Origin of the sequence: Endozoicomonas sp. ISHI1 (assembly GCF_024606225.1) — a bacterium.
Taxonomy (GTDB): Bacteria; Pseudomonadota; Gammaproteobacteria; order Pseudomonadales; family Endozoicomonadaceae; genus Endozoicomonas_A.
In genome coordinates, this window is sequence record NZ_JAGRPU010000021.1 from 16,675 (window position 1) to 42,304 (window position 25,630).

The following is a 25,630-nucleotide window of genomic DNA, read 5'->3' on the forward strand; positions in this document are numbered from 1 at the left end:
GATTTTTGCTCATTCAGGTTTAGAGGAAATAACAGTCAGAAGTCAGAACGCTGAGAACCTGGTTAAACAGTCTAACCCGCAGGACTATTTGCTTTTCCAAGCCAGCAGAGATTCACAATAGGGTCATTGTTGAATTCATCTCAATGAATCTATCAGCTATTATGAAGCACTGCCGGTTTCTCTCTTTTAAGCTGAGCCGCTGAAATCATTTCTTCAGAGTAACGATCCATTACAGTCTCTTTCCATCGGTTTTCATATAGTGAGAGTCGTCGATAAATAGGGCGATTTCTATTTTGATACATGGAGGACTTGAAGCAGGCGTTAAACGTACAGCTCTCAAAAATGAGTATTGGGGATCTGCCTGATGTTGAATGTTAAATCGATTGTGTTGTTTGTTGTTTTTTTTATGCCACTGAATGTATCGTGTGATCTTCTTTTAGAAGATATTCTTCTTAGACAAAAGAGTACTACCGGGATTAGCGTCTGGATTGAATATATAATAGAGGACGTTTTTTATACCCCATCACAGAAACGGTCATTAGTAGGGATAATACTAAAAGCTATTTTCGATGATTCGATATTGATTTTTTCTGAAAGGTTCAATGTTTTATCAAGAGTTCTCGGGAATGATGAATTGTTAGATAGCCTGTTGGTCTGGATTAACGAGTATGGCAATGATACTGCTCTTATTATATTGGTCAATATAACACTGAGCTTGAGTTATCAAGATAAAGATCTTAATTGCAGCGATATTACAAGGCACATAAATTTTTATAATGATTATTTTTAGTGATTAAAAAACATCGTTTCAGTCTTCTGTTTATGACCTTGAAAATTATGCAGCTGTTGGGAAAGAGCTTCAAAAAAAATACTCGAGCAAGCTGATGTTGTCTCGTTCTCACGCTCATGAGGTAGCTTAACGGTTTTGCAACACCCTCAGGAGCGTGGGAACAACTCAATAATTTTACTCATTTATTGATATGTCTTAGGCCGTATAAGTTCATTTATTGCTTTAAATAATTCCCCAATTAAAAGCTTCCACTGCTTAACATCGTTCACTTTATCCTTTGCGGTTAACTCATTTTCTCTTTTATATTCATCTAAAATATCCTGAAGAAATTCGCCTCTGATTTTATTATTGTTCTTTTTTGTTAATTCACCTGACTTGGAAGTAACGGAATCAAGACGGTTTTCTGTAACTTTTGCAAGAAGTGAAGCAAGTAGAATCTGGTTTTCTTCACTGATGTGTTGGACTTTTTTAGTTTTAGGTAATGCTTTTTTTGAATTGGTTTCATCAAAGTTCGAATTTTTTATTTTTAAAATAACGGGTTGATGATATTTTAAAAATTTGGGCTCAACAGGTTTAATGACAACACCTTCTGCAATGTCAGCAGTTTGACTATGAAGACTTTTAAAAACCGGGTTGTAAGAAAGAGCGTCTTCAAAGGAGTCACACATTTTTAACTCTATAACGGTAGGGATACCCGTCGCCAAAGTCCATTGTTTAAAAGTGTTATAATCTATTTTTTGTTTGTTGACGAAAATGTCGAAAGCTGCAAATTTGATATTGTCCTGGTAAAAAATTTGTTTCTGTATAGATTTGCCATAGAGTTCGCCCGTGACATTTAAAATGTCTCCTTCTTTACAGAACTTTCGGTACATATCAAGAATCATTTCTCTGTATTGTTCATATACTGGGCGGTGATTAAAAAACTTTTCATCATCGCCCACCCAGTCATTCCTCCTACCCACCCTGACAACGGTGCCATCAGTCCAGAAGCTGTAATTACAGCCATGAATTTTTTCAAGTACTACCCATGGCAGGTCGTGCTCATCATTTTCTTCAATGAGTGCTCTGATGGCATCAAGGACCTTTTGATTCGAACTGTTTTCTATTGAGTGATAGGAATTGAATTGTTCGGATAAAGGTTTTTTGAGCGTTTCATCCGCATCTTCATCCGAGGCTGAGGCTTCTGATCGAAGCGTGGAAGTTGAAGCAGCTTCGGCTCCGGTAGAGGAGTTTGTTGTTGTGGTAGTAGTGCTTTCTGAGTTGGTGGCATCACTTTGTGTAGACGAAGTGGTTGTCTGCTTTTCCTGTTGCCTGTCATTGTCGTTTTTTTTCTCAGGGCTATCAGCCACTTTTCTGATAATCTGCTCAAAAAAACCGGATTCGGAACTATTGTCTTTTCCTTTTGGGTAAACCCTGATGGTATCCGGTGCTTCAAAGTCAAGGTCAATATAATCTCCCCCGGACGCTACTGAGGACACAGGAGGTAACATAGGGATAGAGGCAGTCGCATAAAACGTATGTTGAGTCTCCTGATAAAGCTCTATCTCAGAGTGAGTGATCGTTTTAGGGTTGTATTCCGTTGGCAAGTAATTCAGTGTGGGCGTTGGAAGAACTATGGTTTTATCGATTACAGTGGTTGCCAGTGATATGACGCTGTCGTTCAGTAGTTGAAATCCTCTGGTTTGGTCAATGCTTTGAATGCCTGAGGCCGTTGGGGTTGGTTCAATCAGTAGTGGAAAATAAATAGTGTCTGGCAAGTTGTTTTTGTAGGTGTAAATTTCTATCTTGTCTGGTTCTATTTCTATTTTTTGAACACCTTTATTATTCATTGCCAGAGACAAAGGATTGCTGTTATGAATTAATTCGTTGTTTCTAAACAGGGCTTTATCTCCCTGAACCTGAACTTCCAACCCTCCCATTCTCCCAACAAAAACAGCCTCGGAAGATTGTGCATTATTTGAAAGTATTGAGCCTGTAATAATGGACAGCACACCAAGAGACAGGCCATTGAGTACCCTAAAAAGCATCGTCGTAAATCCTGAGTTCATCAGCAGAGTTGAAAAGATTAGCCTATTCTCTGGAAAGCTCTACGCTCACTCAGAATTAAATGTTCAGGGCCTGAAAAAGGTACTTAAGTGCTGATTGATTTTTTGTCCCATTGCCTCATTACTATGCTGAAGCGCGCAGCGAGTCAATGGATAAAGCGGCATGGGTGCTATCAAAAGAAAAGTCTGCCTCCTCATAAATGAATAACCTTTATAGGTCAGCAGTGATGTGAAGTCATACAAAGTGAGTTCAGGCAATGATTGAGAACAATCCAGAAGCAGTTGTTCTTATCTTCTTTTTCTACAGAATCGTTAGCTGCTATTGAAAAAAATAGAATCTGTACCACCCTTACATTTTTTGTAAAAAGGTATAGAAGATGTTTAGACTCAGGCTGATATTGTCAGTAGCTATTATGATGAGCACGTCATCAGGAGCTTTCGCAATAACGAAGACAATGGAGTGTGTTGAAAATAATGAAGGATCGCTATTTTACGAACAGCAATTCAGGTTGAAGCCACCAATTTCTATTAATGGAAAAAGAGTCCACTATATAAAATTAAGATCAGCACTAAAGGTTGCAACAGAGTTAGGAACCGATGAACCATTCTCCATTGTAGGGAGGGGGATGAGGATATACGCAGGCGAAAATTCCGAAGAGGGGCTATTAATAAGACAGTTGGATGGAACGACAGATCCAAATGAAATAATTTCACAGGTTTCGCAACTGAGTGGATACAATACTGATTGTGTTATCGACTACTCAAATAAACTTGATGAAAAGCTGCCGTTATTCAACGCTGGAAATCCAATGGCTGAACTTTATAGGTTCAAAGCCAAATTTGTTCCCTGGCCCTATGACGCCAGCAACTTTTAGCGCGCAGTCGACAAATTGAGAGCACATAGAACAAATGCTTCCAGTTCTTTCCGGGTCTTTGCCGCTCGGCTGAAGCAGATATTGATGGTTTTTTTAATATTGCTGGTGGACTTTTTTCAGGTCCCTCGCTCAATGGCGGCGTAATCGTACGAATCACGCAGTGTTGACTCATACGCGGTGGTGTGGGGCGAGCGTAGCCAGAAAGCTACGCTCTAAACGTCTGACAATCAAGCATCAATACGCTTGTATTTGATGCGGTGGGGGCCTGCAGCTTCTTCACCCAGGCGCTCCTTGCGATCGGCTTCGTACTCAGTGTAGTTGCCTTCAAAGAAGGTGACTTTGGAATCGCCTTCATACGCCAGGATATGAGTAGCAACACGATCCAGGAACCAGCGATCGTGAGAGATCACCATGGCGCAGCCCGGGAAAGCCAGAAGTGCATCTTCCAGGGCACGCAGGGTTTCTACATCAAGGTCGTTGGAGGGCTCGTCGAGTAGTAGTACATTGCCGCCTTCTTTCAGTGTCGCTGCCAGTTGCAGTCGTCCACGCTCACCACCGGAGAGTTCACCCACGCGTTTCTGCTGGTCGCCACCTTTGAAGTTGAACCGACCAATATACTTACGGGACTGCATTTCGTATCCATTGATGCGCAGGATGTCCTGGCCATCGGAGATCGCTTCGAAAACCGTCTTGTCATCTTTCAGCTCGTCACGCATCTGCTGAACATTAGAGATTTTGATCGTCTCACCGTGTTCAATGGTTCCGGAATCAGGCTGTTCGTCTCCGGTAATCATCCTGAACAGTGTGGTTTTACCGGCACCGTTACCACCGATAATACCGACAATAGCGCCCTTGGGAATGCTGAAACTCAGGTCGTCGATCAGCAGGCGATCACCAAAGCCTTTGGAAACATGATTGAATTCCAGAACTTTATCGCCCAGACGCGGGCCAGGTGGAATGTAGATTTCGTTGGTTTCGTTACGGGCCTGAAATTCCTGTGACTGCATTTCTTCAAAGCGCGCCAGACGTGCCTTGGATTTAGACTGACGACCTTTGGTGTTGGAGCGTGACCATTCCAGTTCCTGCTGCATTGCTTTACGATGAGCGTCCTGCTGCTTGCTTTCCTGTTCAAGTCGAGCTTCTTTCTGCTCCAGCCAGTCACTGTAGTTACCTTCCCACGGAATACCATGACCACGGTCCAGTTCCAGAATCCAGCCCGCTGCGTTATCCAGAAAGTAACGGTCGTGGGTAATAGCCACAACGGTTCCCGGATATTCAACAAGGAAGCGCTCGAGCCAGGCAACTGATTCGGCATCCAGGTGGTTAGTAGGTTCGTCCAGCAACAACATTTCGGGGCTGGAGAGCAACAGGCGACAAAGTGCTACACGACGGCGTTCACCGCCAGACAGCTTGTCTACGACAGCGTCCCATTCAGGAAGACGCAAGGCGTCGGCAGCAACGTCCAGTTTGCGCTCCAGGTTGTGGGCATCCGCCGCCTGAATAATGTTTTCCAGTCTGGCCTGTTCTGCCGCCAGGGCATCAAAGTCGGCATCTGGCTCGGCGTAGGCGGCGTAAACCGCTTCCAGCTTGTCCTGAGCTTCCTTGATTTCACCCAGGGCTTCTTCCACTACTTCACGAACCGTTTTACCGGGTGTCAGTTGAGGCTCCTGAGGCAGATAGCCAACCTTCAGGTTGGGTTGCGGACGGGCTTCACCATCAAATTCCTGGTCAACACCGGCCATGATGCGCAGCAGAGTGGACTTACCGGCACCGTTCAGACCCAGGACACCAATTTTGGCACCGGGGAAAAAAGAGAGGGAAATGTCTTTAAGAATCTGGCGCTTCGGGGGAACGGTCTTGCTCACCCGATTCATGGTATAGACGTATTGTGACAATTTAGGCATCCATAATAGGTTTGACTGAAACCCCGGAATAATAGCACTTTTGAGGCTTTTCTGTATGCTCGTACCTACTGTCAATAATGTCAAACTCTCGGGCAAAATCCCGACCGCAATGGTGCCTGCAACTGCAGTCCATTTTGATTCCCTTCTGGTTTACGCCTAGAGTGGTAGGGCAATGGAGGATTTTTTATGGAAAACCTGTATGACACTGACTTCTATAGCTGGTCCTATCGTCAGGCCGAGTTGATTAAGCAAGGACGCTTTGATGAGCTTGATATTGCCAACCTGGTAGAGGAAATTGAAGATATGGGCAAGGCTCAGTATCAGGCTTTACGCAGTTGTACTAAAGAATTGCTCCTGCACCTGCTCAAATGGCAAATACAGTCCGGAAAAGACGATCAGCACACAATGACGGACTGGTACAGGAGCTGGCTGGTCAGCGTCGCTAAACAACGAGGCGTCATCCTCGATCTTCTCGAAGATAACCCCAGCCTAAACAGTAAGATTGATGAGGTCTTACCAAAAGCTTATCGGTCTGCAAAGAGGGATGCAGCGGCTGACATGAAATATAAGCCCGATGATTTCCCGGCTGAGTGCCCCTGGAGCTTTGAGCAAATCATGACTGAGGACTGGCTGCCGGAAAGTTAAGTCAGGGCCCATGAGCCTTGCTCAAATTGACATGAAACTTTTTCGATACGAAATCCTGAACAGGTGTATTAGAATGGTCGCCGAAAAACCTCATTAACAGGCAACATTCCGAGGAATCATTAATGTTCAGAAAGGACATGTCCATCGCTGAGTTCGACCCTGAACTCAAGGCTGCTATCGATGCTGAAACGGTTCGCCAGGAAGAGCACATCGAGCTGATTGCTTCCGAAAATTACACTAGCCCCAGAGTGATGGAAGCACAAGGGTCTGTCCTGACCAATAAATACGCAGAAGGTTACCCGGGTAAGCGCTACTACGGTGGCTGTGAGCATGTTGATGTCACTGAACAGCTGGCTATTGATCGCGCTAAAGAGCTGTTTGGTGCCAGCTACGCTAACGTTCAGCCTCATTCCGGCTCTCAGGCCAATGCGGCGGTCTACATGGCTCTGATTAAGCCCGGTGACAAGGTTCTGGGTATGAGTCTGGCTCACGGAGGCCACTTGACTCACGGTGCCAAGGTCAGTTTTTCCGGTCGCATTTATGAAGCAGTTCAGTACGGACTGAACCCTGAAACCGGTGAGATCGACTATCAGGAAGTTGAGCGTCTGGCGGATGAGCACAAGCCAAAAATGATCGTTGCAGGCTTCTCTGCCTACTCCCGTGTTGTGGACTGGCAGCGCTTCCGTGATATTGCCGACAAGGTAGGTGCTTACCTGCTGGTCGATATGGCTCACGTGGCTGGCCTGGTGGCTGCTGGTGTTTACCCGTCTCCTGTAGGCATTGCCGATGTCGTCACGACAACTACTCACAAAACACTGGGTGGTCCCCGTGGCGGCCTGATTTTGGCTAACGATAATGAAGAGCTGAATAAGAAGTTTAACTTTGCTGTATTCCCTGAGTCTCAGGGTGGTCCTCTGTGCCATGTGATTGCAGCCAAGGCGGTTTGCTTCAAGGAAGCGATGTCCGATGACTTCAAGACTTACCAGCAGCAGGTTGTGAGAAATGCTCAGGCGATGACCCGCGTGATGCTTGAGCGTGGTATCAAAATTGTCTCTGGCGGTACCGACGATCACCTGTTCCTGATGGATCTGATCGGTAAAGAGTACACTGGTAAAGACGCTGAAGCGGCACTGGGTGAAGCTAACATTACTGTCAACAAGAATGCGGTTCCAAACGATCCGCGCTCACCCTTTGTCACCAGTGGTCTGCGTATTGGTACTCCAGCCATTACCCGCCGTGGTTTCAACGAAGAAGATTCCGCTGCTCTGGCGGGGTGGATCTGCGACGTACTGGAAAACATCGGTAATGAGCAGGTTGTAGCGGATGTAAAGGTGAATGTTCTGGCAATTTGCAAGCGTCTGCCTGTATACAGCTAATCTGAGACTGCTTTTCAACTGAAGACCGCTGATCTGAAACGGGTCAGTGGGCTTCTCACACTTCTCGCTTCATTGCTGCAAAGTGTTGGTAATTCTGCAAGGGTGAATTATGATGGAAGACTCACTCTGAAGAACGTTTCCATTACCCATGCACTGCCCTTTTTGCAACGCTGTCGATACCAAAGTCATTGATTCCCGCCTGGTGGCAGATGGAAACCAGGTGCGCCGTCGTCGTGAATGTTTGACTTGCAGTGAACGATTTACGACTTATGAAATGGCAGAGTTGTTGATTCCCAGACTGGTCAAGAGAGATGGTTCCCGTGAACCCTTCAATGAAGAAAAGTTACGTGCGGGCATGTCTAAGGCTCTGGAAAAACGCCCTGTCAGCATGGAACAGATCGAAGAGTCAGTGACCCGTATCAAGCTTCGGCTCCGGGCCACCGGTGAGCGGGAAATCAAATCTCTGGTTCTGGGTGAAGAAGTCATGCATGAACTTCGGGAACTCGACGAAATCGCCTACATCCGGTTTGCCTCCGTTTATCGTCACTTCAAGGATCTGAATGAATTCCGGGAAGAGATTGAACGACTGGAGACGACTGATAAGCACTGAGGTCATTGCTGACCTCAGTGCAGAGTTTTCGTTTATCAGCTAATGATAGAGAGGGCCAGCACACCCATATAGGTGGTAAATGCAGCAAGAATAATGGCGCTCTTATAGCGCGGTACTCTGCTGCAAGTGACCCTTCCCAGGGTCATGGATGATGAGCTTGTTTCGTCGCGATCCATTGCCAAACTGGTGACTATGCAAATCGCCAGAAGCGCAGTAAGCCCCGCCATTGCCAGACCATCTCTCTGTAGAACCGATGAATCAATTGCCAGTCCGCCGCTGAGAATCCCGGGAAAAGCCAGAACCCCCAACAGGTTGAATATATTGGAGCCAATAACCGTGGCCATGACCAGATCAAACAGACCCTTTCGGGCACTGGCCAAAGCAGCAGCCATTTCTGGCAGACTGGTTCCGAAGGCGATGACGGTAAGGCCGATAATCATTTCACTGATACCGAATGAGCGGGCCAGTTCACTGGCACCCCAAACCAGCAATTTTGAACTGCCCATAAGCAAGGCCAGCAGAACCAGACTTTCCACAACGGCGCGGGTGGTAGAAATAGAGAGAATAACCACTTCGTCTTCATCTTCATTGTCACCACCGGAATGTTTTGCCAGATAGTAGCAATAAGCGAGCAGGGCCCCGGCCAGGATAAAGCCGTCCATCTGGCTGAGGTCGCCATCGAGCATTAGAGCCATTGCGAAAGCGACGACCAGCACTAAAAGCGGTAGCTCACGGGTAATAATGCGACGGCTGACTACTAAGGGGTAAATAATTCCGCACAATGCCAGCACCAAACCGATATTGATGATGTTAGAGCCAAGGGCATTACCAATGGCAATACCGGCAGAACCGTCCAGTGCGGCAACAGAAGATACCAGAAGTTCTGGTGCTGAAGTACCAAAGGCAACAATGGTCATGCCAATGGTGAGAATGGACATACCCAGTCGAGAGGCCAGGGTAGAAGCTACTTCGATCAAACGATCAGCGCTGGTGGATAGAACAACAAAGCCCACCGCTATAGCGGCAACAAAGGAAAGAATTTCAATCATATCAATAGGTGAGAGGGCTTCTGACACAGTCAGCAATCACCAGGCCCTCATAAACCAGTGCTGCCAACCGAGTCTCGCCAAACAATGTGTTGCCACACTGTCGTATACGCCACAGTCGAATGACCAATGATGTTGACGTATACACCTGCTGTCTGCCAGGCAGGCTACTCCCCCGAGTGATGGGTGAGTATATTGAGTTAAGAGGCCGATATCCAGAGGAATTACCGAAGCAGTGATTGAAATTTCCGGGTCAGGGGTTAACAGCAGGCTCTAGCATCTCAATGGTGCCCTCACTCGCGTCGACACGGACGTTTACACCTTCGGCAATGGTAAATATATTATCCTGGTGGCCAATCATTGCCCCATTCCAGGCTGGAATCTGCAAGGGTGAAATGTGTTGTTCCAGCACTTCCTGCAAGCGGAAAGAGCCATAAGGAACCTTGGCATTACAATGTGTACATTGACCAAAAATAAAGCCAGAGATTTCTTTTAAAATACCGGCAGTTTGTAATTGGGTTAACATGCGATCAATTTGATAAACATCTTCACCTGTGTCCTCCAAAAACAGAATTTTATTTTTAAAACTGGGTAAATAGGTGCTTCCCAGCATGGAAACTAACACGGATAAGTTGCCCCCCAGAATTTCCCCTGTGGCAATGCCAGGGTGAATAGTTTGAATTCGCGCAATAGTCCGGGTTAAATCATCGCTTTTGATGATCGGGTTACCCATAGTAATGGCATTACCTTGAAAGAGAATTTTCTCCAAATAATTGACGGTGTATTGCGTCCAGGGAAAAGCCGCAGCCATCGGGCCATGAAACGTTATTAAGCCAGTTTTCTGGTAGATGGCTAACAGCAAGGTGGTAATGTCACTAAAACCCATAAAAATCTTGGGGTTCTTTTTGATTAAAGGAAAGTCCAGATACTCCAGTGTTCTGGCCGACCCCCAGCCACCACGTAACTCAATGATGGCTTTAACTTCCGGGTTGGCAAACATGTCATTAATATCAGCAGCACGTGCCTGATCAGTACCCGCAAAATATCCGCTCTGTTGAAAAATCGTTTTACCGTAGATAACGTTCAATCCCAATGCCTGAAGTCGCTCTGTTGCAAATTGCACATCCTGAGCGTCATTAACACGAAAGCCACTGGAAATGAAGGCAACGGTATCGCCTTTATTCAGAGGGGGCGGTTTAATAGTTGGTAATGCCAATACAGGGCTGGTAATAAGCCAGCATACAATAATAAATAATAATTTTTTCATAGTTTACTCCAGCAGGAGGTCTTGTTTTCCGAGTCTTCCCCTCACTTATTTTTGAATTTCTCACCTTTCCAGCAGGTTTTATCAAAGGTTATGTCGTCTTTGGAGGGGCGCTAACCAGGTTCTTTCATTACTTGTATGAGCTTGCTTTTAGCCATGAAACACCTCTTACAGGCTGAAAGCCGCTGTCGCTAGTTTAGACAAAAACGACTGATCCATTCATTAATATGCATGAATCACTCAGTTTTAAACGCTTGTTTCTTTATGCTGTTTGAATGGCTATGATGCTGGGCATTATTACTAGAAGATTTGAGCATGTATCCATTCATTCATTCGACTCCTGGCCAATCTCCGCAGGGCCAAAAAAGCCCCCAAAATTTCTGTTAATGCTGTCAGTGAGAACCGCTAAGGAGCAGCATCAGAGCTTGTAGGTTTATTCGATTCTTCAGCAGCTTGTTGTTCAGCTCTCAAAGCTTCTTCCATAGACAAAAGAAGAGCAAGTTCCAAATCATCTTCAGGAGCAGCATCTTGATTATTAGTAATAGGAATATCAGCTTGTTGTGTAGTCGTAGTAGTTTGTTGATTGTTATTGTCACTATTGGCAGCGGCAGCAGCTTGACGTCTTTGTTCTTCTTCTAATGATGCAAGAATAGCCATAGCTAATTGAGGATCGTCAGCTTCGGTGCCGAAGTTGAAGGCACCACCAGTGGCACTGACGCCTGTATGAACACCAAAGCTACCAGAACCAGGTCCATCTCCCATCAAGGCAGTAGAGAACAATAAATCAATAACGCTACCGTGTTCAGGGACGACATAAAAGTAGGCGTTCTTTCGGACTTGTTCGGTGAATTCCTTCAAGATTGATGTGTTAGAGGGGCATCCAAGACTAATGATACTAACACCGACATTATGCTTGCGGAGGGCGGTGGCGAGTTGACGAAGCTTGTCAGGGCTGTCGGTGACAGGGGAGCCTACAAAGATGACGACTTGCTTTTGGGAGCGGTTGTTCTTGGCGTGGGAGAGAGCGAGCATGGCGATTCGGACACCATTAGCAAAGTGGGATTCGCCACCGACGGCAATCGAGGCGAGGCTAGCAGAGATGCGGTCGATGTCTTCAGTGAGGGTTTCACGGACGGAGCAGGCATTGCCGCCGAAGGTGAGCAAACCAATGACGTTTTCGGGGTTGCGTTGGATGAGGGCTTCGCAAAGGAGGGAGCAGGCTTCCTGGACAGCCATGATACGGTTGGGACTATAGTCGCCGTTGCGCATGTAATCAGAGGAGTCAATGCAGAGGAAAGTTGTTAATGCCAATACAGGCCTGGTAATAAACCAGCATACAATAATAAATAATGATTTTTTCATAGCTTACTCCGGAAGGAAGTCTTGTTTTCTGAGCCTCTCCCTCACTTATTTTTGAATTTCTCACCGTTCCAGCAGGTTTTATCAATGGTTACATTGTCTGTGGAGGGGCGCTGTCATCACGTACTTTCATCACTTGCATGAGCTTGTTTTTAGCCATGAAACACCTCTTACAGGCTGAAAGTCGCCGTGGCTAGTTTAGACAAAAAACGGCTGATCCATTCATTAATATGCATGAATCACTCAGTGTTAAACGATTGTTTCTTTATGCTGTTTGAATGGCTATGATGCTGGGCATTATTACTAGAAGATTTGAGCATGTATCCATTCATTCGACTCCTGACCACTCTCCGCAGGGCCAACAAAGCCCCCAAAATTTCTGTTGACGCCATCAGTGAGAATCGCTTTCGCTGTATGCCATGGGATTTAGATCTGTTCATGGAAATGAATAATGGTCGGGTTTTGACGCTGTTCGATCTGGGCCGGTTTACTCTTTCTATTCAGAGCGGGCTGTCTGCTGTCCTTAAAAGGGAGAAATGGGGATTGGTGGTGGCAGGCAGTACCACTCGTTATCGAAAGCGGGTCCGAATGTTCGACAAAGTGACTACGTACACCCAGGTGACCGCGATGGATGAGCGATGGGTTTATATCATCCAGTCCATGTGGGTGAAAGGTGAACCGGCTTCTTCAGTCCTGTTAAGAACGGCTGTTACCGAGAAGGGCCGGATAGTCGCTACTGAACGCGTCAGAAAAGCCATGGATATGGAAGACTGGTCTCCAGAGCCGGAAGGTTGGGTAAAAGCCTGGATCGAAAGTGAAGATTCGCGTCCCTGGCCTCCTTTGTCAGCCCGCTCTGATAAGGGCTTTTAACTGGAAATATCCCGCTAAAAGCCCCGATGGCTTACTTCAGCAGGAATTTTTCCGGATGCGGCCAGATCTCACTCTCTGGCCGATCAAACTGAATCAACTCAATGAGCGTTCTTCCATCTTTGATGAAAGCTACAGTGACATGTTCTGCAGGAGAGGTGGGCTCAAGAACGACTTCTTTCCCTTTTATGGCTTCCTGAATATCGTCCACCTCAAAGGCAATATGGGGCGTGGTTTTTATAATCTCCGGTAATGTATTGTCTTCATCAAAATTCATCCACTCAACACCATAAGGGGTTTCGAAATACCCGGTGGCATGATGTTTCAGTTTCTCGTTATAGCAATCGTCTGATAGCTTTTCCCGGGTAGGTATCCCGACATGGTGAAAACGAAGTTGCTGCACTTGCTTGCTCTCAACTCTTCTCATTTGTAGTTGCTTGATTCTACTAGGGTATCGAGTGTGATGAACAGTGCGAATGCTTACGATTGATGTGCTCGGGCTATTCCGTCAGTGAGTGATGCTGGCCGCAAAATCATATAAACTGCCCCCATTTCTGACTTAGCCCGGAGAGCCTCCTATGGCGTCTGCCATTGATCATGAAATGATGTCCCGAGCCCTGCAACTGGCACGGAAAGGGTTGTACACCACAATGCCCAATCCCAGGGTTGGTTGTGTGATCGTGAAGGATGGCGTCATTGTTGGTGAAGGCTTTCATGAGCGTTCGGGCGAGCCCCATGCTGAAGTGCATGCTCTGGAAATGGCGGGTGACCGGGCTGAGGGAGCAACAGCCTATGTCACCCTTGAGCCCTGTAGTCATTTTGGAAAAACACCGCCCTGTGCGCAAGCACTGATCAGAGCTCGAGTGGGCAGAGTGGTTGCTGCTATGGAGGACCCTAACCCACTGGTGTCCGGTCGTGGTATGAGCCTGCTAAGTGACGCTGGCATTGAGGTTGAATCGGGTGTTCTTGAGCTTGAAGCGAAAACACTGAACCCAGGCTTTATCAAAAAGATGGTGACTGGACAACCTTATGTCCGGCTGAAGCTGGCCATGAGTCTGGACGGCAGAACGGCCATGGCAAGTGGTGAATCCCAATGGATTACCGGACCCGATGCCCGCAGTGAAGTTCAAAAGCTCCGGGCGCAAAGTTGTGCTGTTATTACGGGTGTTGGCTCTATTCTTCACGATAATTCTTCTTTGACCGTCAGAGCGCAAGAGTTGGGGCTCCCAGATGCTGAAAAACTCGCTCGAAGACAACCACTAAGGGTCGTTCTGGATTCATCTCTGCAAACCCCTGTAGACGCGAAAGTAGTCACCGGGCCCGGAAAGGTTCTGGTTGTCTGCACGGATCAGGCAGAACAGAACCGGCTGGCGCAGCTGGAGGCTGCCGGTGCCGAAGTGATTAGATTGAACCCCGGCAGACAGGTTGATCTGAACGCATTAATGAGCGAACTGGCTCAGAGAGATTGTCAGGAGGTCTTGCTCGAAACAGGGGCGACCCTTGCCGGAGCGGCTGTCAGTGAAGGACTGGTGGATGAGCTGAATATCTTCATGGCCCCAACCTTGATGGGGTCAGCGGCCCGGCCATTGCTGAACCTTCCCTTTCAGTCGATGTCAGAAAAGCTGGCACTGAATATCTCTGATATTCGCGCTATTGGTACTGACTGGCTCCTTAAGGCCACTTTCAAACAGAACACTGACGACTGAGATTCGCTATTCATGTTTACAGGTATTATCGAGGCTGTTGGTAGCCTGCAAAAAGTAGAACCCCGCTCTGGTGATCTGAGGCTAACGGTTAACTCAGGTTGTTTGGATCTTTCAGACGTAAAACTCGGTGACAGCATTGCCACCAATGGTGTCTGCCTGACCGTAGTTGAATTGACCGGGCAGGGATATGTGGCTGATGTTTCCCTGGAAACGCTCGAATATTCAACGCTTTCGGGCCTGGCCGTCGGTTCTGCTCTGAATCTGGAAAAAGCTCTGACACCTTCAACCCGGCTGGGTGGTCACCTGGTCAGTGGTCATGTTGATGGTGTTGGTAAAATAGTCTCCATTGAACCTTCGGGGCGTTCAACGGTCTACTGGGTGGAGGCGCCCTCCAATCTGGCCCGGTATATTGCCCACAAGGGATCGATCACGGTAGATGGTGTCAGCCTGACGGTCAACAAGGTGGACGGCTGTCGCTTTGCCCTGAACATCGTGCCTCATACTCAGCAGGAAACCATTATTACCGGCTATCGGGCAGGAACAGAAATCAATCTGGAAGTGGATGTGCTGGCCCGGTATCTGGAAAGGCTGATGGACCCCAGCCTCAGGGAAGAGAGCCCATCGGCTCCTGTCAGTCTGACCGCCGGTTTTCTTGCCGAACATGGCTTTATGAAGTGATCGCTTCCAGCTTGGGTATGAAACCGTTAGAATACGCCGGTTTCGCATACCGGATGTATAGAAAACACACACGGGGGTGTTATGCAGCTTAACTCCATCGAAGAGATTATTGAGGATATCCGCCTCGGAAGACCTGTCATCCTGATGGATGATGAAGATCGTGAAAACGAAGGTGACCTGATAATCGCTGCTGAGAAGATCACTCCTGAGATCGTGAATTTCATGGCCCGTGAAGCCAGAGGTTTGCTATGCCTGACTCTGACCGGAGAACGCTGCGATTTTCTGGGACTGCCACCGATGGTGACTTCGGAAGACAATTCATCGGGCTTTGGTACACCCTTTACCGTTTCCATAGAAGCGGCAGAAGGGGTAACAACAGGTATTTCGGCCCATGACCGGGCAAGAACGATTCGGGTAGCCGCGGATCCTCTGACTCGCCCCGGCGATATTGTTCAGCCAGGTCACGTGTTCCCATTGAGAGCCCAGCCTGGCGGTGTACTCAGCCGTGCGGGTCATACTGAAGCCGGTTGTGATCTGGCCCGTCTGGCCGGACTGACGCCGGCAGCCGCTATTATTGAGATCATGAATGAAGACGGCACCATGGCTCGTCGTCCTGATCTGGAAGTGTTTGCCAAAGAGCATGATCTGAAAATCGGCACCATCGCCGATCTGATCAACTACCGAATCCTGAATGAGAAAACCGTCGAAAAGCTAGAGCGGCGCTCTCTGGATACCGATTTTGGCCAGTTTGATATGACGGCCTACAAGGATTCCATCAGCGGTGCGACGCACATTGCCCTGACCAAGGGCTATATTACACCGAACTCACCGGCGCTGGTGCGAGTTCATGCTATGGAACCTTTTCGTGATCTGCTGTCGGCACATCCTGAAAACGGTAAATCCAGCTGGCCACTGCACAAAGCAATGGCCAAGGTCGCCAGTGAGGGGCGTGGCGTGATTGTGTTGCTCGACTCCGAGTCGAGGCTTGATCTGGGCGGGGCCCTGGAAAAGTTCTCGGAAGGCAAGAGTAACAGCAACGGTATGTCCGGCGCGTATCTGACCATAGGCACTGGTTCACAGATTCTGCGTGATCTGGGAGTGGGTAAAATGCGCCTGCTTAGCTCACCGATTCGCTTCGCGGCCCTGTCCGGATTTGATCTGGAAATTGTTGAATATATTCCGTGTGAAGACTGATTGTCAGAGCACATTGTTGTAAGTGCAACAGACACAAAGATTTATTGAGGAAAACGCAATGTCACTGCAAACCATCGAAGGTACTCTGCAGGCAAATGGCGGCAAGTATGCGATCGTTGTTGGCCGCTGGAATGCCTTTGTTGTAGAAAGTCTGCTCAATGCTGCTGTGGACAGTTTGACCCGTCACGGTGTTGCGGAACAGGATATCACTATCGTCCGGTGCCCGGGCGCGTTCGAAATTCCACTGACGGTTAAGAAAGTTGCCAAAACCCAACGCTTCGACGCCATTATTGCCCTGGGTGCTGTCATTCGTGGTGGCACACCACACTTTGAATTCGTTGCTAACGAATGTGTGAAAGGCCTTTCCCACGTGAATCTGGACGAAGAAATTCCAGTGAGTTTCGGTGTTCTGACCGTAGATACCATCGAGCAGGCTATCGAGCGTTCCGGTACCAAAGCGGGTAACAAGGGTGAAGAGGCTGCCATGGCGGCTTTCGAAATGGTATCCCTGCTCAAGAAACTGGAGGCCTGAGTTGTCTACTGAGAAGCAGGAAGCCGGGCAGAAATCTGCCCCGCGTCCAAAACCATCTGCCCGTCGTCGTGCACGTCAACTGGCGTTGCAGGCGTTATACCAGTGGCAGATGTCCCAGGCATCCATCACCCAGATTGAAATGCAGTTTCGTGCGGACAACGATTTCAGCAAGGTGGACGACGGCTATTTTCACATGCTGCTGACCGGGATTGCCCGTGAAGCCAGTCGACTGGATGACGCCATGTCGCCACTGCTGGATCGTCCTATCGCACAATTGGACCCGGTTGAAATGTCGGCCCTTCGCATTGGTTGCTATGAACTCATGAACCGCTCCGATGTCCCGTACCGTGTTGTCATCAACGAAGCGATTGAGTTGGTTAAGCGTTTTGGTGCCCAGGATTCTCACCGTTACATCAACGGCATCCTGGACAAGCTGGCACCCCGTGTTCGCCCTGATGAAGTGCGCAACTTCCGTCGGAAGTAGTCGGTTTTCGATCAGGAGATAATGCTATTCTCTCCTGATCTGTTAACCCGCATTGCAGCGCGTTAAACTCGTATTTTAGCTTGGCTGGAACCTCACATGGCGCTTGGCGAATTTGATCTGATTCGCAGTTTCTTCGATCGTCCGGGTCTTCGATCGTCATCAACTGATGTCGTTGGTATAGGCGACGATTGTGCACTTCTGTCTCTTCAACCCGGTCAGCAACTGGCCCAGTCTCTGGATACGCTGGTTGAAGGCATTCACTTCCCGAAAAACTGTGACCCCTATCTGCTGGGTTATCGTGCGTTGGCCGTTAATCTCAGTGATCTCGCTGCTATGGGGGCAAAACCCCACAGCTTTATGCTGGGTTTGACCATGCCAGAATCGAATGATACCTGGCTTCAGTCGTTTTCTGACGGTTTGGCAGAGCTGGCGTCAATCCACCAGATAGGGCTGATCGGGGGAGACACCACCCAAGGGCCTTTAACCCTCTCGATACAGGTACAGGGAACATTATCCGGAGCCATTGCGCTACGGCGAAATGGCGCACAAGTCGGGGATCTGATTTATGTCAGCGGTTGTCTTGGGGACGCAGCTGGTGCACTACCTGATGTTTTGCGAGATGAGAACCCAAAGAGTGCTCGCACCCTTGAACAGCGCCATCTGCTGGAGCGCTACTATCGACCGACACCCAGAATCGCATTGGGTCAGTGGTTGCTGGAAAATGGCGCCACGGCTGCTCTGGATATTTCCGATGGTCTCTTGGGCGACCTGGGGCACATTCTCAAAACCAGTCGGGTTGGTGCTGAACTTAATACTTCATCGGTACCCGTCTCCAAAGAGCTGGAAAGTTTGCTGGGTATGGAGAAAGCCACAGAGCTGGCGCTGACCGGTGGTGATGATTATGAGTTGTGTTTTACATGGCCCGATCGGAAAAAGCTACTGCTTCCTGACAGCTTATTGACAGATAATCCTGTAACCTGCATCGGTCGTATAACTTCCGCTCCCGGGCTGGTGGATGCAGAGACGGCACAGCCCCTTTCTCCCCGAGCCTATCAGCACTTTTAGTGACTTCTTTTTTATGAAAGAACATTCTTTCATGGGCTACAGGTACTTATGAGTAAAACACCTTCAGTCTGGAAAAATCCGGTTCACTTTTTTGCCTTTGGTCTGGGTAGTGGTCTGTCGCCTGTCGCGCCGGGAACTTTCGGCACCATAGCGGCCATTCCTTTCTATTTGCTTTTTCAGTACCTGCCGCTGTGGAATTATCTGCTCGTACTGGCTGTCAGCATTGTGTTGGGTGTCTGGCTATGTGGAAAGACCTCTAAAGACCTCGGTGTCCACGACCATCCGGGTATTGTCTGGGATGAGTTCGTCGGTTACTGGATCACTATGCTGGCTGCTCCCAGTGGCTGGGAGTGGGTATTGGCCGGATTTATCCTGTTCCGAATCTTTGATATCTGGAAACCCTGGCCCATCGGTTGGCTGGACAAGAAAGTGCATGGTGGCCTGGGTATTATGATAGACGACATCGTTGCCGGTATTTTTGCGCTTATCTTTCTTCAGGTGATTGCTTATATAGTGCTGTGATGGTTTGCAGCCTGCTGAGTCTCAAAGCCATCAAGTTGACTGAAGGCTTTGAGGGGGTGGGTGTCTTCGAGCAGCATATACAGCATTTTGTCCTTCTTAATAGTTTTTCATGTAAAAGAAATTCAGTATTTTCCAATCCTGAAATGAGCCTGAAGATAGGTATTACCACCTATAATCCAGCTTGTCGTTCATGAACAGTTTTGAACAGGGCCTCTCTGGCTCGTTGAAGTTGTTCCGCAGCTTCATTATCAGTCATTTCTTCAGCCTTTTCCTTCAGCCGCTTCAGTGTGACGCCTTCCCTCAGATACTGCTCAGGCTTGTTCAGCGACAGGAGCTTCTCGTAAGGTGTCATCATGTTTTCGTACCTGTAGATCTTCTTTTCTCTGCCTCTGTCGTCTGTCTTGGTTTCCGGGTAAAAACATGGGCGATGATAGTTCACGTAAGGAGTCAGGTGGTCATGGTCAAACTGGTTAAATGGCTCAGCATAGCATTGTGGAATATGAGCATGCCCCAGCATTTTCCGGATCACTGAACCGTTTTTACTCTCCACCAGGGCGTTGTCATTGCTGTGACGGGAGCGGGATTTGGTCAGTTCTATATGAAGCTTGTTTAACAACTTCGCCACTCTGCGGTTAATGAACTCCGAGCCATTGTCAGAATGAAACTCCCGCAGCTTGAATGGAAAGTCCGCCAGCAGGCTTTCGAGCACCGGCACCAGATATCGTTCGCTGATCTGCTCAACGGTGCAAATCACTTCATATTGGGTCACTCCATCAACAGCATTAATGTGATAAAGCCCCTTCACACCATCTCTGTCACCCTGGTGAACCGTGTCTACACGAATAAAACCGGGGCGTCCCTCAGGGACAGGTTTACGCCGGGTTCCGATGACTGTCTTGGTGGGGTGAGTGCCGTCCTTGTATCTCCTCACACACTCATAGGTGGTTGATTGTCTGAGGTTATACAAGTGAGAGACCGAGATAGTAGCCAGGCGTTCATAACGCTTATCGCCTCCCCTATAGGCTCTTTCACAGATCTTCTTGATGGCAGCGCCGTTCAGATCACTGTGAAGCTGATCGGTGTAGGCAAGCAGTCTGATATCGGCCTTGGTGTAACGGGTCTGGAAACCGTTAATGGTGCGCTGTCTCCGCTTCAGTCCGCCTTGGGTTATGTACTGGTTGATCAGCCGGGTAATCTGGGCTCTTGAGTAACCGGTTGCCACCAACAGGTAACGGCGGACAAGCCCTTTGTCCTCCTTCCCAAGAGAGCGGTACTTGAAATGGCTTAGGTTCAGCTCTATCCAGCGATAGCACTCATCTTTGGAATCCCAACCCGGCTCCAGACAAGAGGCCTGTGAAAGAAGGCTTTGCACGTCCTTCAGTGTTTTGATGAAAGTGGTGTTCATGATGATCTTCATCCTCTCATCATGAACGACAGTGCTGGATTTTACAGGCTCATTTCATGTTGGAAACTGGGCTCCCCTTCAGGCTCATTTCATATTGGAAGAGACTAATTCTTCAAAATACGTTCATATACGTATATAATGTCGGCCAAAGGTATAGTGAAAAGTGGTTCTAAGGACGACCAGACTGGCTTTTGTTATCAATAAAATAAATACAAAATTAAGGGAGTATATTCCTTTGCGTTCCAGTAAAGTTTTGGCGGTTTGTGCATTTGCCGCAGTGATTTCTACATCCGCAACTTCTGTTTTAGCTAAAGACAAGACACCAGGAAGTGGTCCAAATCCATTCTCTGATTGTGGTATTGGTGCTGCATTGTTTCCAACAGTAAAGTGGGCGGCAGTATCAAGTAATATAATTTGGGATATTGGTACAACAGCAGTGACCTCTGCAACTGCCAGCCCTGAAACCTGTAATGGCAAAAATGTTGCAGTAGCTCAGTTTATCATCGACAACTATGACAATTTGGCTGAGGAGACAGCTGAAGGTCAAGGCGAGCACTTGAATGCTATGTTGGAAATTCGAGGCTGCTCAGTAGCTGCACGTCAGGCCATTACTGGTGCTATTCGTCAGGAAATGACTTCTTTTGTTGCTCTGCCTTCCTATTCCTCTGCTGATGACGCGAAAAAGTCTGCTTATTACTACCAGGCGGTGATGTCTGGGGTTGCCCGTAATTCAGCCAGTTGCGCAGCCTGACGCAGTTTCAGGGTCAGCTGCCTGTGCTGACCCTTTCGTTCTTACATGGTTGATGCAGAGTAGTACCTTGATCAATAGATTTTTTAGTTATTTTCTTCTAATGGCCGTTTGGACTTTCAATAGCGTTCAGGCAGATGATGTTGAATATTTGATTGACCATGCAAACAATTTAAAACTTTCCCAAATGCGCACCTGGCATCGCTTAATCGCATATGAGAAAGGATTGCTCCCGGGTTCACGGCTGCAAAGCGCTGTTCTGAATGAAGATTACTTTTTGTCCCCTTCTGGAAAATATGATCCTGAGTCAGAGCTCAGGGAGACAGTATTAGCGATGGTAAAACCTGAAATAGAAGGTTTTGATCATGCTCAGTGTCGATTTCCGGCAAGATATCTTTTTCTCAAAAGTCATTTGGGTGAGCGTTTTACTGATTTTCCTGAAATTAATTGCCTTGAATATAAAGCTTGGCGAGAAGAAGATAGTGTTGAGTCTCTTAGTGTGATATTTGCATCGGGTTATTTGGGTAATCCAGCATCATATTATGGGCATACTTTTCTGAAAGCAAATGGTTCAGGTGGCTCAAGGCTTCTGGATAGCAGCATAAATTTTGGTGCTGATTTCTCTCGAGAAGATGGACCTGTTAAATATATACTCAGTGGCTTGTTTGGTTGGTATGAGGGGTCGTTCACAGATAGTGAATACTATCTGCACAACCAGAATTATCGTGAATTAGAGTTGCGTAATCTCTGGGAATATCAGTTGAATCTGGAGCCTGAAGAGCTGGATATGGTTTTGGCTCATATTTGGGAGCTTAAGGGTCGTTCGTTTACTTACTACTTTGCAAATAAAAACTGTTCTTATCGATTAGGCGAATTGCTCGAAGTAGTTGAAGACTTTACAGTGAATCCAGATAATGCCTTCTGGATAATGCCTCAATCTCAGGTTCAGCAACTTTCACAAATGCCCCCATCTGGACGACAGCAGATCAGTGATATTCGTTTCTGGCCATCGCGTCAGGAGCGTTTGAGTGGCCGATATTTCAAACTTAATGATGCTGCAAAGGTTGTTGTTAATGAGAGTGTTGATCAAAGACAACTCAAGCGAAGTGGTGGATATCTTGAGTTATCACTGGACGATAAATATCAGGCTTTGGACACCCTTTTAGATTATTACCGTTTCCTGGCCCTTGAAGAGGGTGAAGAGGCAGTGGCTGAGCCATATCGCGAAATTCTGTCAGAGAGATATCAACTTCCGCCTGTTCGCAGTCAATCTGTTTCCTGGCCTGAAGAATCTCCTGATGAAGGAAGAAGGCCAAGTCTTATACAGGTTGGAATATTGAGTAATAAAGAGCTTGGCAGTGGCTATTCTTTGACTCTGCGGCCTGCTTATTATGATGCTCTGGATTCGGCGGCTCAGCATGTTCCCTATGCTGGACTTAGCATGCTGAAGACGCAATTAGCGAGTTTTAATGGGGAGCTTAAGCTGCGCTCGCTGGATCTGGTGAGTATTGAAAACGTAAGGCCAGAAGCGACCGGTTTGCACGGAGATAAGCCTGTGGCATGGAGATTAAGGGGCGGTTGGCAGCCAGCTACGCAAGAATGCTGGAGCGACTGCCTCCAGTTTAAGCTTGAAGCAGACAAAGGTTATGTCTGGTCGCCATTATCAGGACTTGCGCTTTCAGGTTATTTAGGGGGGGCAATTCAGGATAATATACAGCGACAGGGAAATGTAGAGTTCAGAGGGACTGTTTCGATGGTTTATGAGTTTCCTTACGGGCTCCGCGGGTTGGCTGAATATCGACGTAGCTATCTGCCTGATGCAAACGGAGTCAGTAAGGAGAAAGAACAGTATCTATTACAAGCTCGTATGGCTTTGGCAAGAAACTGGGACCTTAGATTGGGTTATGAGAAAAGTAAAGTTGGGCAATGGTCCTTGAATCTTGGATACTATTTCTACTGAATTAATTGGCTCACAAATAATGTCTTTGATTAAGTTAAAGTAGTGCATTCATATCCAAGTGGTAGCCTTGTTTAAGGAATGCAGGTTCTGCCACTTGTTTCCCCCGATGATCAATCTCATTACAGTCCGGCTGTCCATTTCCTGAAAGAGTGTTAACACCAAGGGCTAACTACCAAGTGACTTTGACGTTTTTAATCGCCCGGGGAAATTGACTCCATTGCCTTGCTCGCAAAGGCGTCAATCCACAATAAAAATATGATCTCCGCTTATGCGGAGATGATGGTTTAAGAACACTTCTGAACTTGTGTACTTTCGCGATAGATTCCTGAAAATGGAAAAAGACCACAACCTGAAGCTGATTAATAAGACTTTTTAGTCATCATCCGAATGTCAGAATCTATGGGTAACTGAAAGTCCACAGTGGACAGTACAATATTATCCACTGTATCTATCAGACGAGCGTTGATGTAAACGGTCTGACTGCCAAGCGCATAGGTTCCAGTTAAAATTGCATCTGCGTTGTAATCTTTGCTGATAGCGGCAAGTTGGCGAGATAAAGTAAATTCGCCCCCTCGTTCATTACTGATAAAAACACTGTTTCGCATTTTGATTTCAATCAGTTCGTAACCCCGGTCAGAAAGTCTTGATGAAAGTTGCTCAGATAAAATTCTTCCCAGTGTTGAGGTAGCACTCAAACTATCGATATCGGCCAGACTGGTTGACAAAATGGTGGAACCTTCCGGTAATAAGTCACTGGCTTTGGAGTGTAAAGTTGCAGCCGCAATGTTACTGATTCCAACCAGATCTATGCGCGGTGGCTCTTCGTAAACGGGTTGGCTTTCACAAGCTGCCAAGAAGACAGAAACCAGTAGGATAGACAATCGGATAAATATGGCTTTCATCTCACAAACCTCCCGGAACTTCTTTATCTGTCAAACTAACAGAACCTGGTGTTTTGAACTGCTTAATAGATTGATCCGTTATGTAGTAAATATGGGTTTCTGAAAACTGGATACTATTGCCTTCCATAACTCTTGTTGTCACAGCAATTTCAGTGTTTGTCCGACTGGGTTCACTGCTCATATATTCAGCCGCTACGACCGCAGGGATCACCCCGTAACCTTTGGTTTTAACGATAAACCAGGCACTTGCAAGTCCGATAGACATTGGGAATCCGGTGCCTTTGTCCCTGTCATTGGGATGACGAACAACATCGACATCAATTTCCAGCTCTGAAAAAGTGGGTGAAGAGGAAAGATTGACATCCACATCTTTTTTGACCAGCTCACTGACCAGTTGCTTTGAAAATACTTTTGAAAAATCAGTGTTATAACGACTTTCATCAATGTAAAGAGACTTACCGAGCAAATCCCCATCCTGTGTCAACTGGTCTGAAAGGTGATCCGCGATCACTCCCCAATGTTGAGCAGACTGGAGTTTTGCCTGAGAGGTTTGAATGACATTGTTGGCTTGAGGGAGTGGACTACAGGCCGTTATGCCCAGCAGTGAAAACAATAGCGGTAGATAATAGTACTTTCTCATGTCTCTTTAGATTCTTCTTTATTAGGCGACATATGGGCGACTAACTCTACCTGATCTGAACTCCTGTGTCTCTTGGTTTGTACGAATAAATACTTATGCGGCCTGAGATTTCTTTTTCGTTTTTTGGTGCTTATACGACAATGGAAATTATAGGTGTATCAGGTCTCATACCAGCGACTTGACCCCAATGTCTGACGTGCTCAAGATAGAGCCTAAACGGAATTGGGCTAGAACCCACCATGAGCGATCAAAATAATCTTTTATCGCCTTTGGTGGTGAAAGATTATTTAAGGTAATAAAAAAATAGAATGAAATCCGTCTTTGCTTGTTGGTTCTTTACCAGCCTCTTGTTGTTTTTTTCTTCGCTTTCCCATGCTGTCGATGTCAGGGTGGTAGCCCTGTTTCCAGACAAAGCTCTGGTATTCATTGATGGTGAACGTCAATTTCTTAAGGTCGGTCAAGAACCGGTGAAAGGCGTCAGACTGATTGATGCCAGCAGTCGAAAAGCCCGGGTTGAAATCAATGGCGTGGCGAAAGATTATTTTCTCAGTCGTGATATGGGGGATGGCATTCAATCGCCAGAGCTTTTGATATTTCGAATCAACAGAAACAATGATGGGCAGTACCTTGCCCAAAGTGTTATTAACAATAACCCGGTCCAGGTGTTGGTCGATACCGGAGCAAATGTTGTGGCTATCAATAGTGCCACGGCTGAACGGCTTGGCATCCGCTACAAAAGTGGCAGTCCGGTTCGTGTTGAAACTGCCAGTGGTGTGGTCAGAGGTTTTCGGGTGATGCTGAATTTCGTGGCAATCGGTGGCATACGGGTTGCTAATGTTGAAGCCACCGTCATTGAAGGCAGCAGGCCTGAAAACGTGCTACTGGGCATGAGCTATCTCAAGCATATCCGATTCAGTGAAGAAGGCGGGGTCATGACACTGCAGGCTCCTTATTAGCTCGCCTGTAACATCTTGTACTGTTACAATTCCATCGCACGACTGTCTTAAGGAGTA

25 protein-coding genes and 1 riboswitch are annotated in these 25,630 nt (G+C 47.2%); of the genes, 16 read left to right on the forward strand and 9 right to left on the reverse strand.

Translation table 11 applies throughout. The annotated features are described in order from the left end of the window. The first annotated feature begins 50 nt into the window (after nt 1–50). On the forward strand, nt 51–203 hold the full coding sequence (locus KBW69_RS23825) for an IS1 family transposase (protein ID WP_368736468.1): 153 nt from the start codon (nt 51–53) through the stop codon (nt 201–203). A gap of 769 nt (nt 204–972) precedes the next feature. Here the strand turns inward: KBW69_RS23825 and KBW69_RS14045 are convergent. Continuing rightward, nucleotides 973–2,838, reverse strand: a complete 1,866-nt coding sequence (locus tag KBW69_RS14045) for an RNA ligase family protein (RefSeq protein WP_257281262.1) — start codon at nt 2,836–2,838, stop codon at nt 973–975. A 410-nt stretch (nt 2,839–3,248) separates the two neighbouring features. Here KBW69_RS14045 and KBW69_RS14050 point away from each other — a divergent pair, with 410 nt between their 5' ends. Continuing rightward, nucleotides 3,249–3,710 (forward strand): hypothetical protein, encoded by a 462-nt coding sequence (locus tag KBW69_RS14050; protein WP_257254796.1) that lies wholly within the window; start codon nt 3,249–3,251, stop codon nt 3,708–3,710. 227 nt (nt 3,711–3,937) lie between these two features. Here KBW69_RS14050 and ettA read toward each other — a convergent pair whose 3' ends face one another. Then, on the reverse strand, nt 3,938–5,605 hold the full coding sequence (gene ettA / locus KBW69_RS14055; protein ID WP_257281301.1) for an energy-dependent translational throttle protein EttA: 1,668 nt from the start codon (nt 5,603–5,605) through the stop codon (nt 3,938–3,940). A gap of 195 nt (nt 5,606–5,800) precedes the next feature. Here ettA and KBW69_RS14060 point away from each other — a divergent pair, with 195 nt between their 5' ends. The 3 genes from KBW69_RS14060 (at nt 5,801) to nrdR (ending at nt 8,245) form a co-directional block, all read left to right on the forward strand. Further along, nucleotides 5,801–6,259, forward strand: coding sequence for a DUF29 domain-containing protein (locus tag KBW69_RS14060; RefSeq protein WP_257254795.1), 459 nt, complete (start codon nt 5,801–5,803; stop codon nt 6,257–6,259). 122 nt (nt 6,260–6,381) lie between these two features. Then, nucleotides 6,382–7,635 (forward strand): serine hydroxymethyltransferase, encoded by a 1,254-nt coding sequence (glyA, locus tag KBW69_RS14065; protein ID WP_257254794.1) that lies wholly within the window; start codon nt 6,382–6,384, stop codon nt 7,633–7,635. Between the two features lie 148 nt (nt 7,636–7,783). Then, the gene (gene nrdR / locus KBW69_RS14070; RefSeq protein WP_257254793.1) at nt 7,784–8,245 is read left to right on the forward strand and encodes a transcriptional regulator NrdR; all 462 of its coding nucleotides are present in this window, start codon (nt 7,784–7,786) and stop codon (nt 8,243–8,245) included. 35 nt (nt 8,246–8,280) lie between these two features. Here the strand turns inward: nrdR and KBW69_RS14075 are convergent, their stop codons facing one another. From KBW69_RS14075 to KBW69_RS14085, 3 genes are all read right to left on the reverse strand, one after another. Further along, the gene (locus KBW69_RS14075) at nt 8,281–9,321 is read right to left on the reverse strand and encodes a calcium/sodium antiporter (RefSeq protein WP_257281302.1); all 1,041 of its coding nucleotides are present in this window, start codon (nt 9,319–9,321) and stop codon (nt 8,281–8,283) included. 53 nt (nt 9,322–9,374) lie between these two features. After that, a riboswitch (yybP-ykoY riboswitch) is annotated at nt 9,375–9,481 on the reverse strand. Between the two features lie 63 nt (nt 9,482–9,544). After that, a complete protein-coding gene (locus KBW69_RS14080) occupies nt 9,545–10,558 on the reverse strand; it encodes an LD-carboxypeptidase (protein ID WP_257254791.1) in 1,014 nt (337 codons plus the stop codon). 402 nt (nt 10,559–10,960) lie between these two features. After that, the gene (locus KBW69_RS14085) at nt 10,961–11,917 is read right to left on the reverse strand and encodes a VWA domain-containing protein (protein ID WP_257254790.1); all 957 of its coding nucleotides are present in this window, start codon (nt 11,915–11,917) and stop codon (nt 10,961–10,963) included. A gap of 315 nt (nt 11,918–12,232) precedes the next feature. Between KBW69_RS14085 and KBW69_RS14090 the strand changes: the two genes are divergently transcribed. Continuing rightward, entirely contained in the window at nt 12,233–12,784 is a 552-nt protein-coding gene (locus KBW69_RS14090) for an acyl-CoA thioesterase (protein ID WP_257252356.1), read from the forward strand. A gap of 31 nt (nt 12,785–12,815) precedes the next feature. On the opposite strand, the gene KBW69_RS14095 is transcribed toward KBW69_RS14090, so the two are convergent. Further along, the gene (locus KBW69_RS14095; protein ID WP_257281263.1) at nt 12,816–13,184 is read right to left on the reverse strand and encodes a hypothetical protein; all 369 of its coding nucleotides are present in this window, start codon (nt 13,182–13,184) and stop codon (nt 12,816–12,818) included. Between the two features lie 175 nt (nt 13,185–13,359). On the opposite strand from KBW69_RS14095, the gene ribD reads away from it, so the two are divergent. The 7 genes from ribD (at nt 13,360) to KBW69_RS14130 (ending at nt 18,962) form a co-directional block, all read left to right on the forward strand. Continuing rightward, nucleotides 13,360–14,487: a bifunctional diaminohydroxyphosphoribosylaminopyrimidine deaminase/5-amino-6-(5-phosphoribosylamino)uracil reductase RibD gene (gene ribD, locus KBW69_RS14100; protein ID WP_257252360.1), complete on the forward strand. Its 1,128-nt coding sequence runs from the start codon at nt 13,360–13,362 to the stop codon at nt 14,485–14,487. Nucleotides 14,488–14,499: 12 nt separating this feature from the next. After that, the gene (locus tag KBW69_RS14105) at nt 14,500–15,165 is read left to right on the forward strand and encodes a riboflavin synthase (RefSeq protein WP_257252361.1); all 666 of its coding nucleotides are present in this window, start codon (nt 14,500–14,502) and stop codon (nt 15,163–15,165) included. A gap of 81 nt (nt 15,166–15,246) precedes the next feature. Beyond that, nucleotides 15,247–16,359 (forward strand): bifunctional 3,4-dihydroxy-2-butanone-4-phosphate synthase/GTP cyclohydrolase II, encoded by a 1,113-nt coding sequence (gene ribBA / locus KBW69_RS14110; RefSeq protein WP_257252362.1) that lies wholly within the window; start codon nt 15,247–15,249, stop codon nt 16,357–16,359. A gap of 58 nt (nt 16,360–16,417) precedes the next feature. After that, nucleotides 16,418–16,891 (forward strand): 6,7-dimethyl-8-ribityllumazine synthase, encoded by a 474-nt coding sequence (gene ribE, locus KBW69_RS14115; protein WP_257274822.1) that lies wholly within the window; start codon nt 16,418–16,420, stop codon nt 16,889–16,891. Between the two features lies 1 nt (nt 16,892). Then, on the forward strand, nt 16,893–17,375 hold the full coding sequence (nusB, locus tag KBW69_RS14120; protein ID WP_257281303.1) for a transcription antitermination factor NusB: 483 nt from the start codon (nt 16,893–16,895) through the stop codon (nt 17,373–17,375). A 96-nt stretch (nt 17,376–17,471) separates the two neighbouring features. Continuing rightward, the gene (gene thiL / locus KBW69_RS14125) at nt 17,472–18,440 is read left to right on the forward strand and encodes a thiamine-phosphate kinase (RefSeq protein ID WP_257281264.1); all 969 of its coding nucleotides are present in this window, start codon (nt 17,472–17,474) and stop codon (nt 18,438–18,440) included. A gap of 48 nt (nt 18,441–18,488) precedes the next feature. Next, nucleotides 18,489–18,962, forward strand: coding sequence for a phosphatidylglycerophosphatase A (locus KBW69_RS14130; RefSeq protein WP_257252367.1), 474 nt, complete (start codon nt 18,489–18,491; stop codon nt 18,960–18,962). Nucleotides 18,963–19,131: 169 nt separating this feature from the next. Here the strand turns inward: KBW69_RS14130 and KBW69_RS14135 are convergent, their stop codons facing one another. Then, the gene (locus tag KBW69_RS14135) at nt 19,132–20,367 is read right to left on the reverse strand and encodes a hypothetical protein (RefSeq protein ID WP_257252369.1); all 1,236 of its coding nucleotides are present in this window, start codon (nt 20,365–20,367) and stop codon (nt 19,132–19,134) included. Between the two features lie 235 nt (nt 20,368–20,602). Here KBW69_RS14135 and KBW69_RS14140 point away from each other — a divergent pair, with 235 nt between their 5' ends. Together KBW69_RS14140 and KBW69_RS14145 are read left to right on the forward strand one after the other, a co-directional pair. Further along, nucleotides 20,603–21,118, forward strand: coding sequence for a DUF3015 domain-containing protein (locus tag KBW69_RS14140; protein WP_257252819.1), 516 nt, complete (start codon nt 20,603–20,605; stop codon nt 21,116–21,118). Nucleotides 21,119–21,185: 67 nt separating this feature from the next. After that, nucleotides 21,186–23,075 carry a DUF4105 domain-containing protein gene (locus KBW69_RS14145; protein WP_257252822.1) on the forward strand — a complete coding sequence of 630 codons (1,890 nt, stop codon included), beginning with the start codon at nt 21,186–21,188 and terminating at the stop codon, nt 23,073–23,075. A 359-nt stretch (nt 23,076–23,434) separates the two neighbouring features. Here the strand turns inward: KBW69_RS14145 and KBW69_RS14150 are convergent, their stop codons facing one another. Next, complete coding sequence (locus KBW69_RS14150; protein ID WP_257252825.1) at nt 23,435–23,977, reverse strand: FlgO family outer membrane protein; 543 nt, start codon at nt 23,975–23,977, stop codon at nt 23,435–23,437. A gap of 1 nt (nt 23,978) precedes the next feature. After that, nucleotides 23,979–24,617, reverse strand: coding sequence for a hypothetical protein (locus KBW69_RS14155; RefSeq protein WP_257252827.1), 639 nt, complete (start codon nt 24,615–24,617; stop codon nt 23,979–23,981). 308 nt (nt 24,618–24,925) lie between these two features. On the opposite strand from KBW69_RS14155, the gene KBW69_RS14160 reads away from it, so the two are divergent. Beyond that, on the forward strand, nt 24,926–25,573 hold the full coding sequence (locus KBW69_RS14160) for a TIGR02281 family clan AA aspartic protease (RefSeq protein ID WP_257252829.1): 648 nt from the start codon (nt 24,926–24,928) through the stop codon (nt 25,571–25,573). The last annotated feature ends 57 nt before the right edge of the window (nt 25,574–25,630 follow it).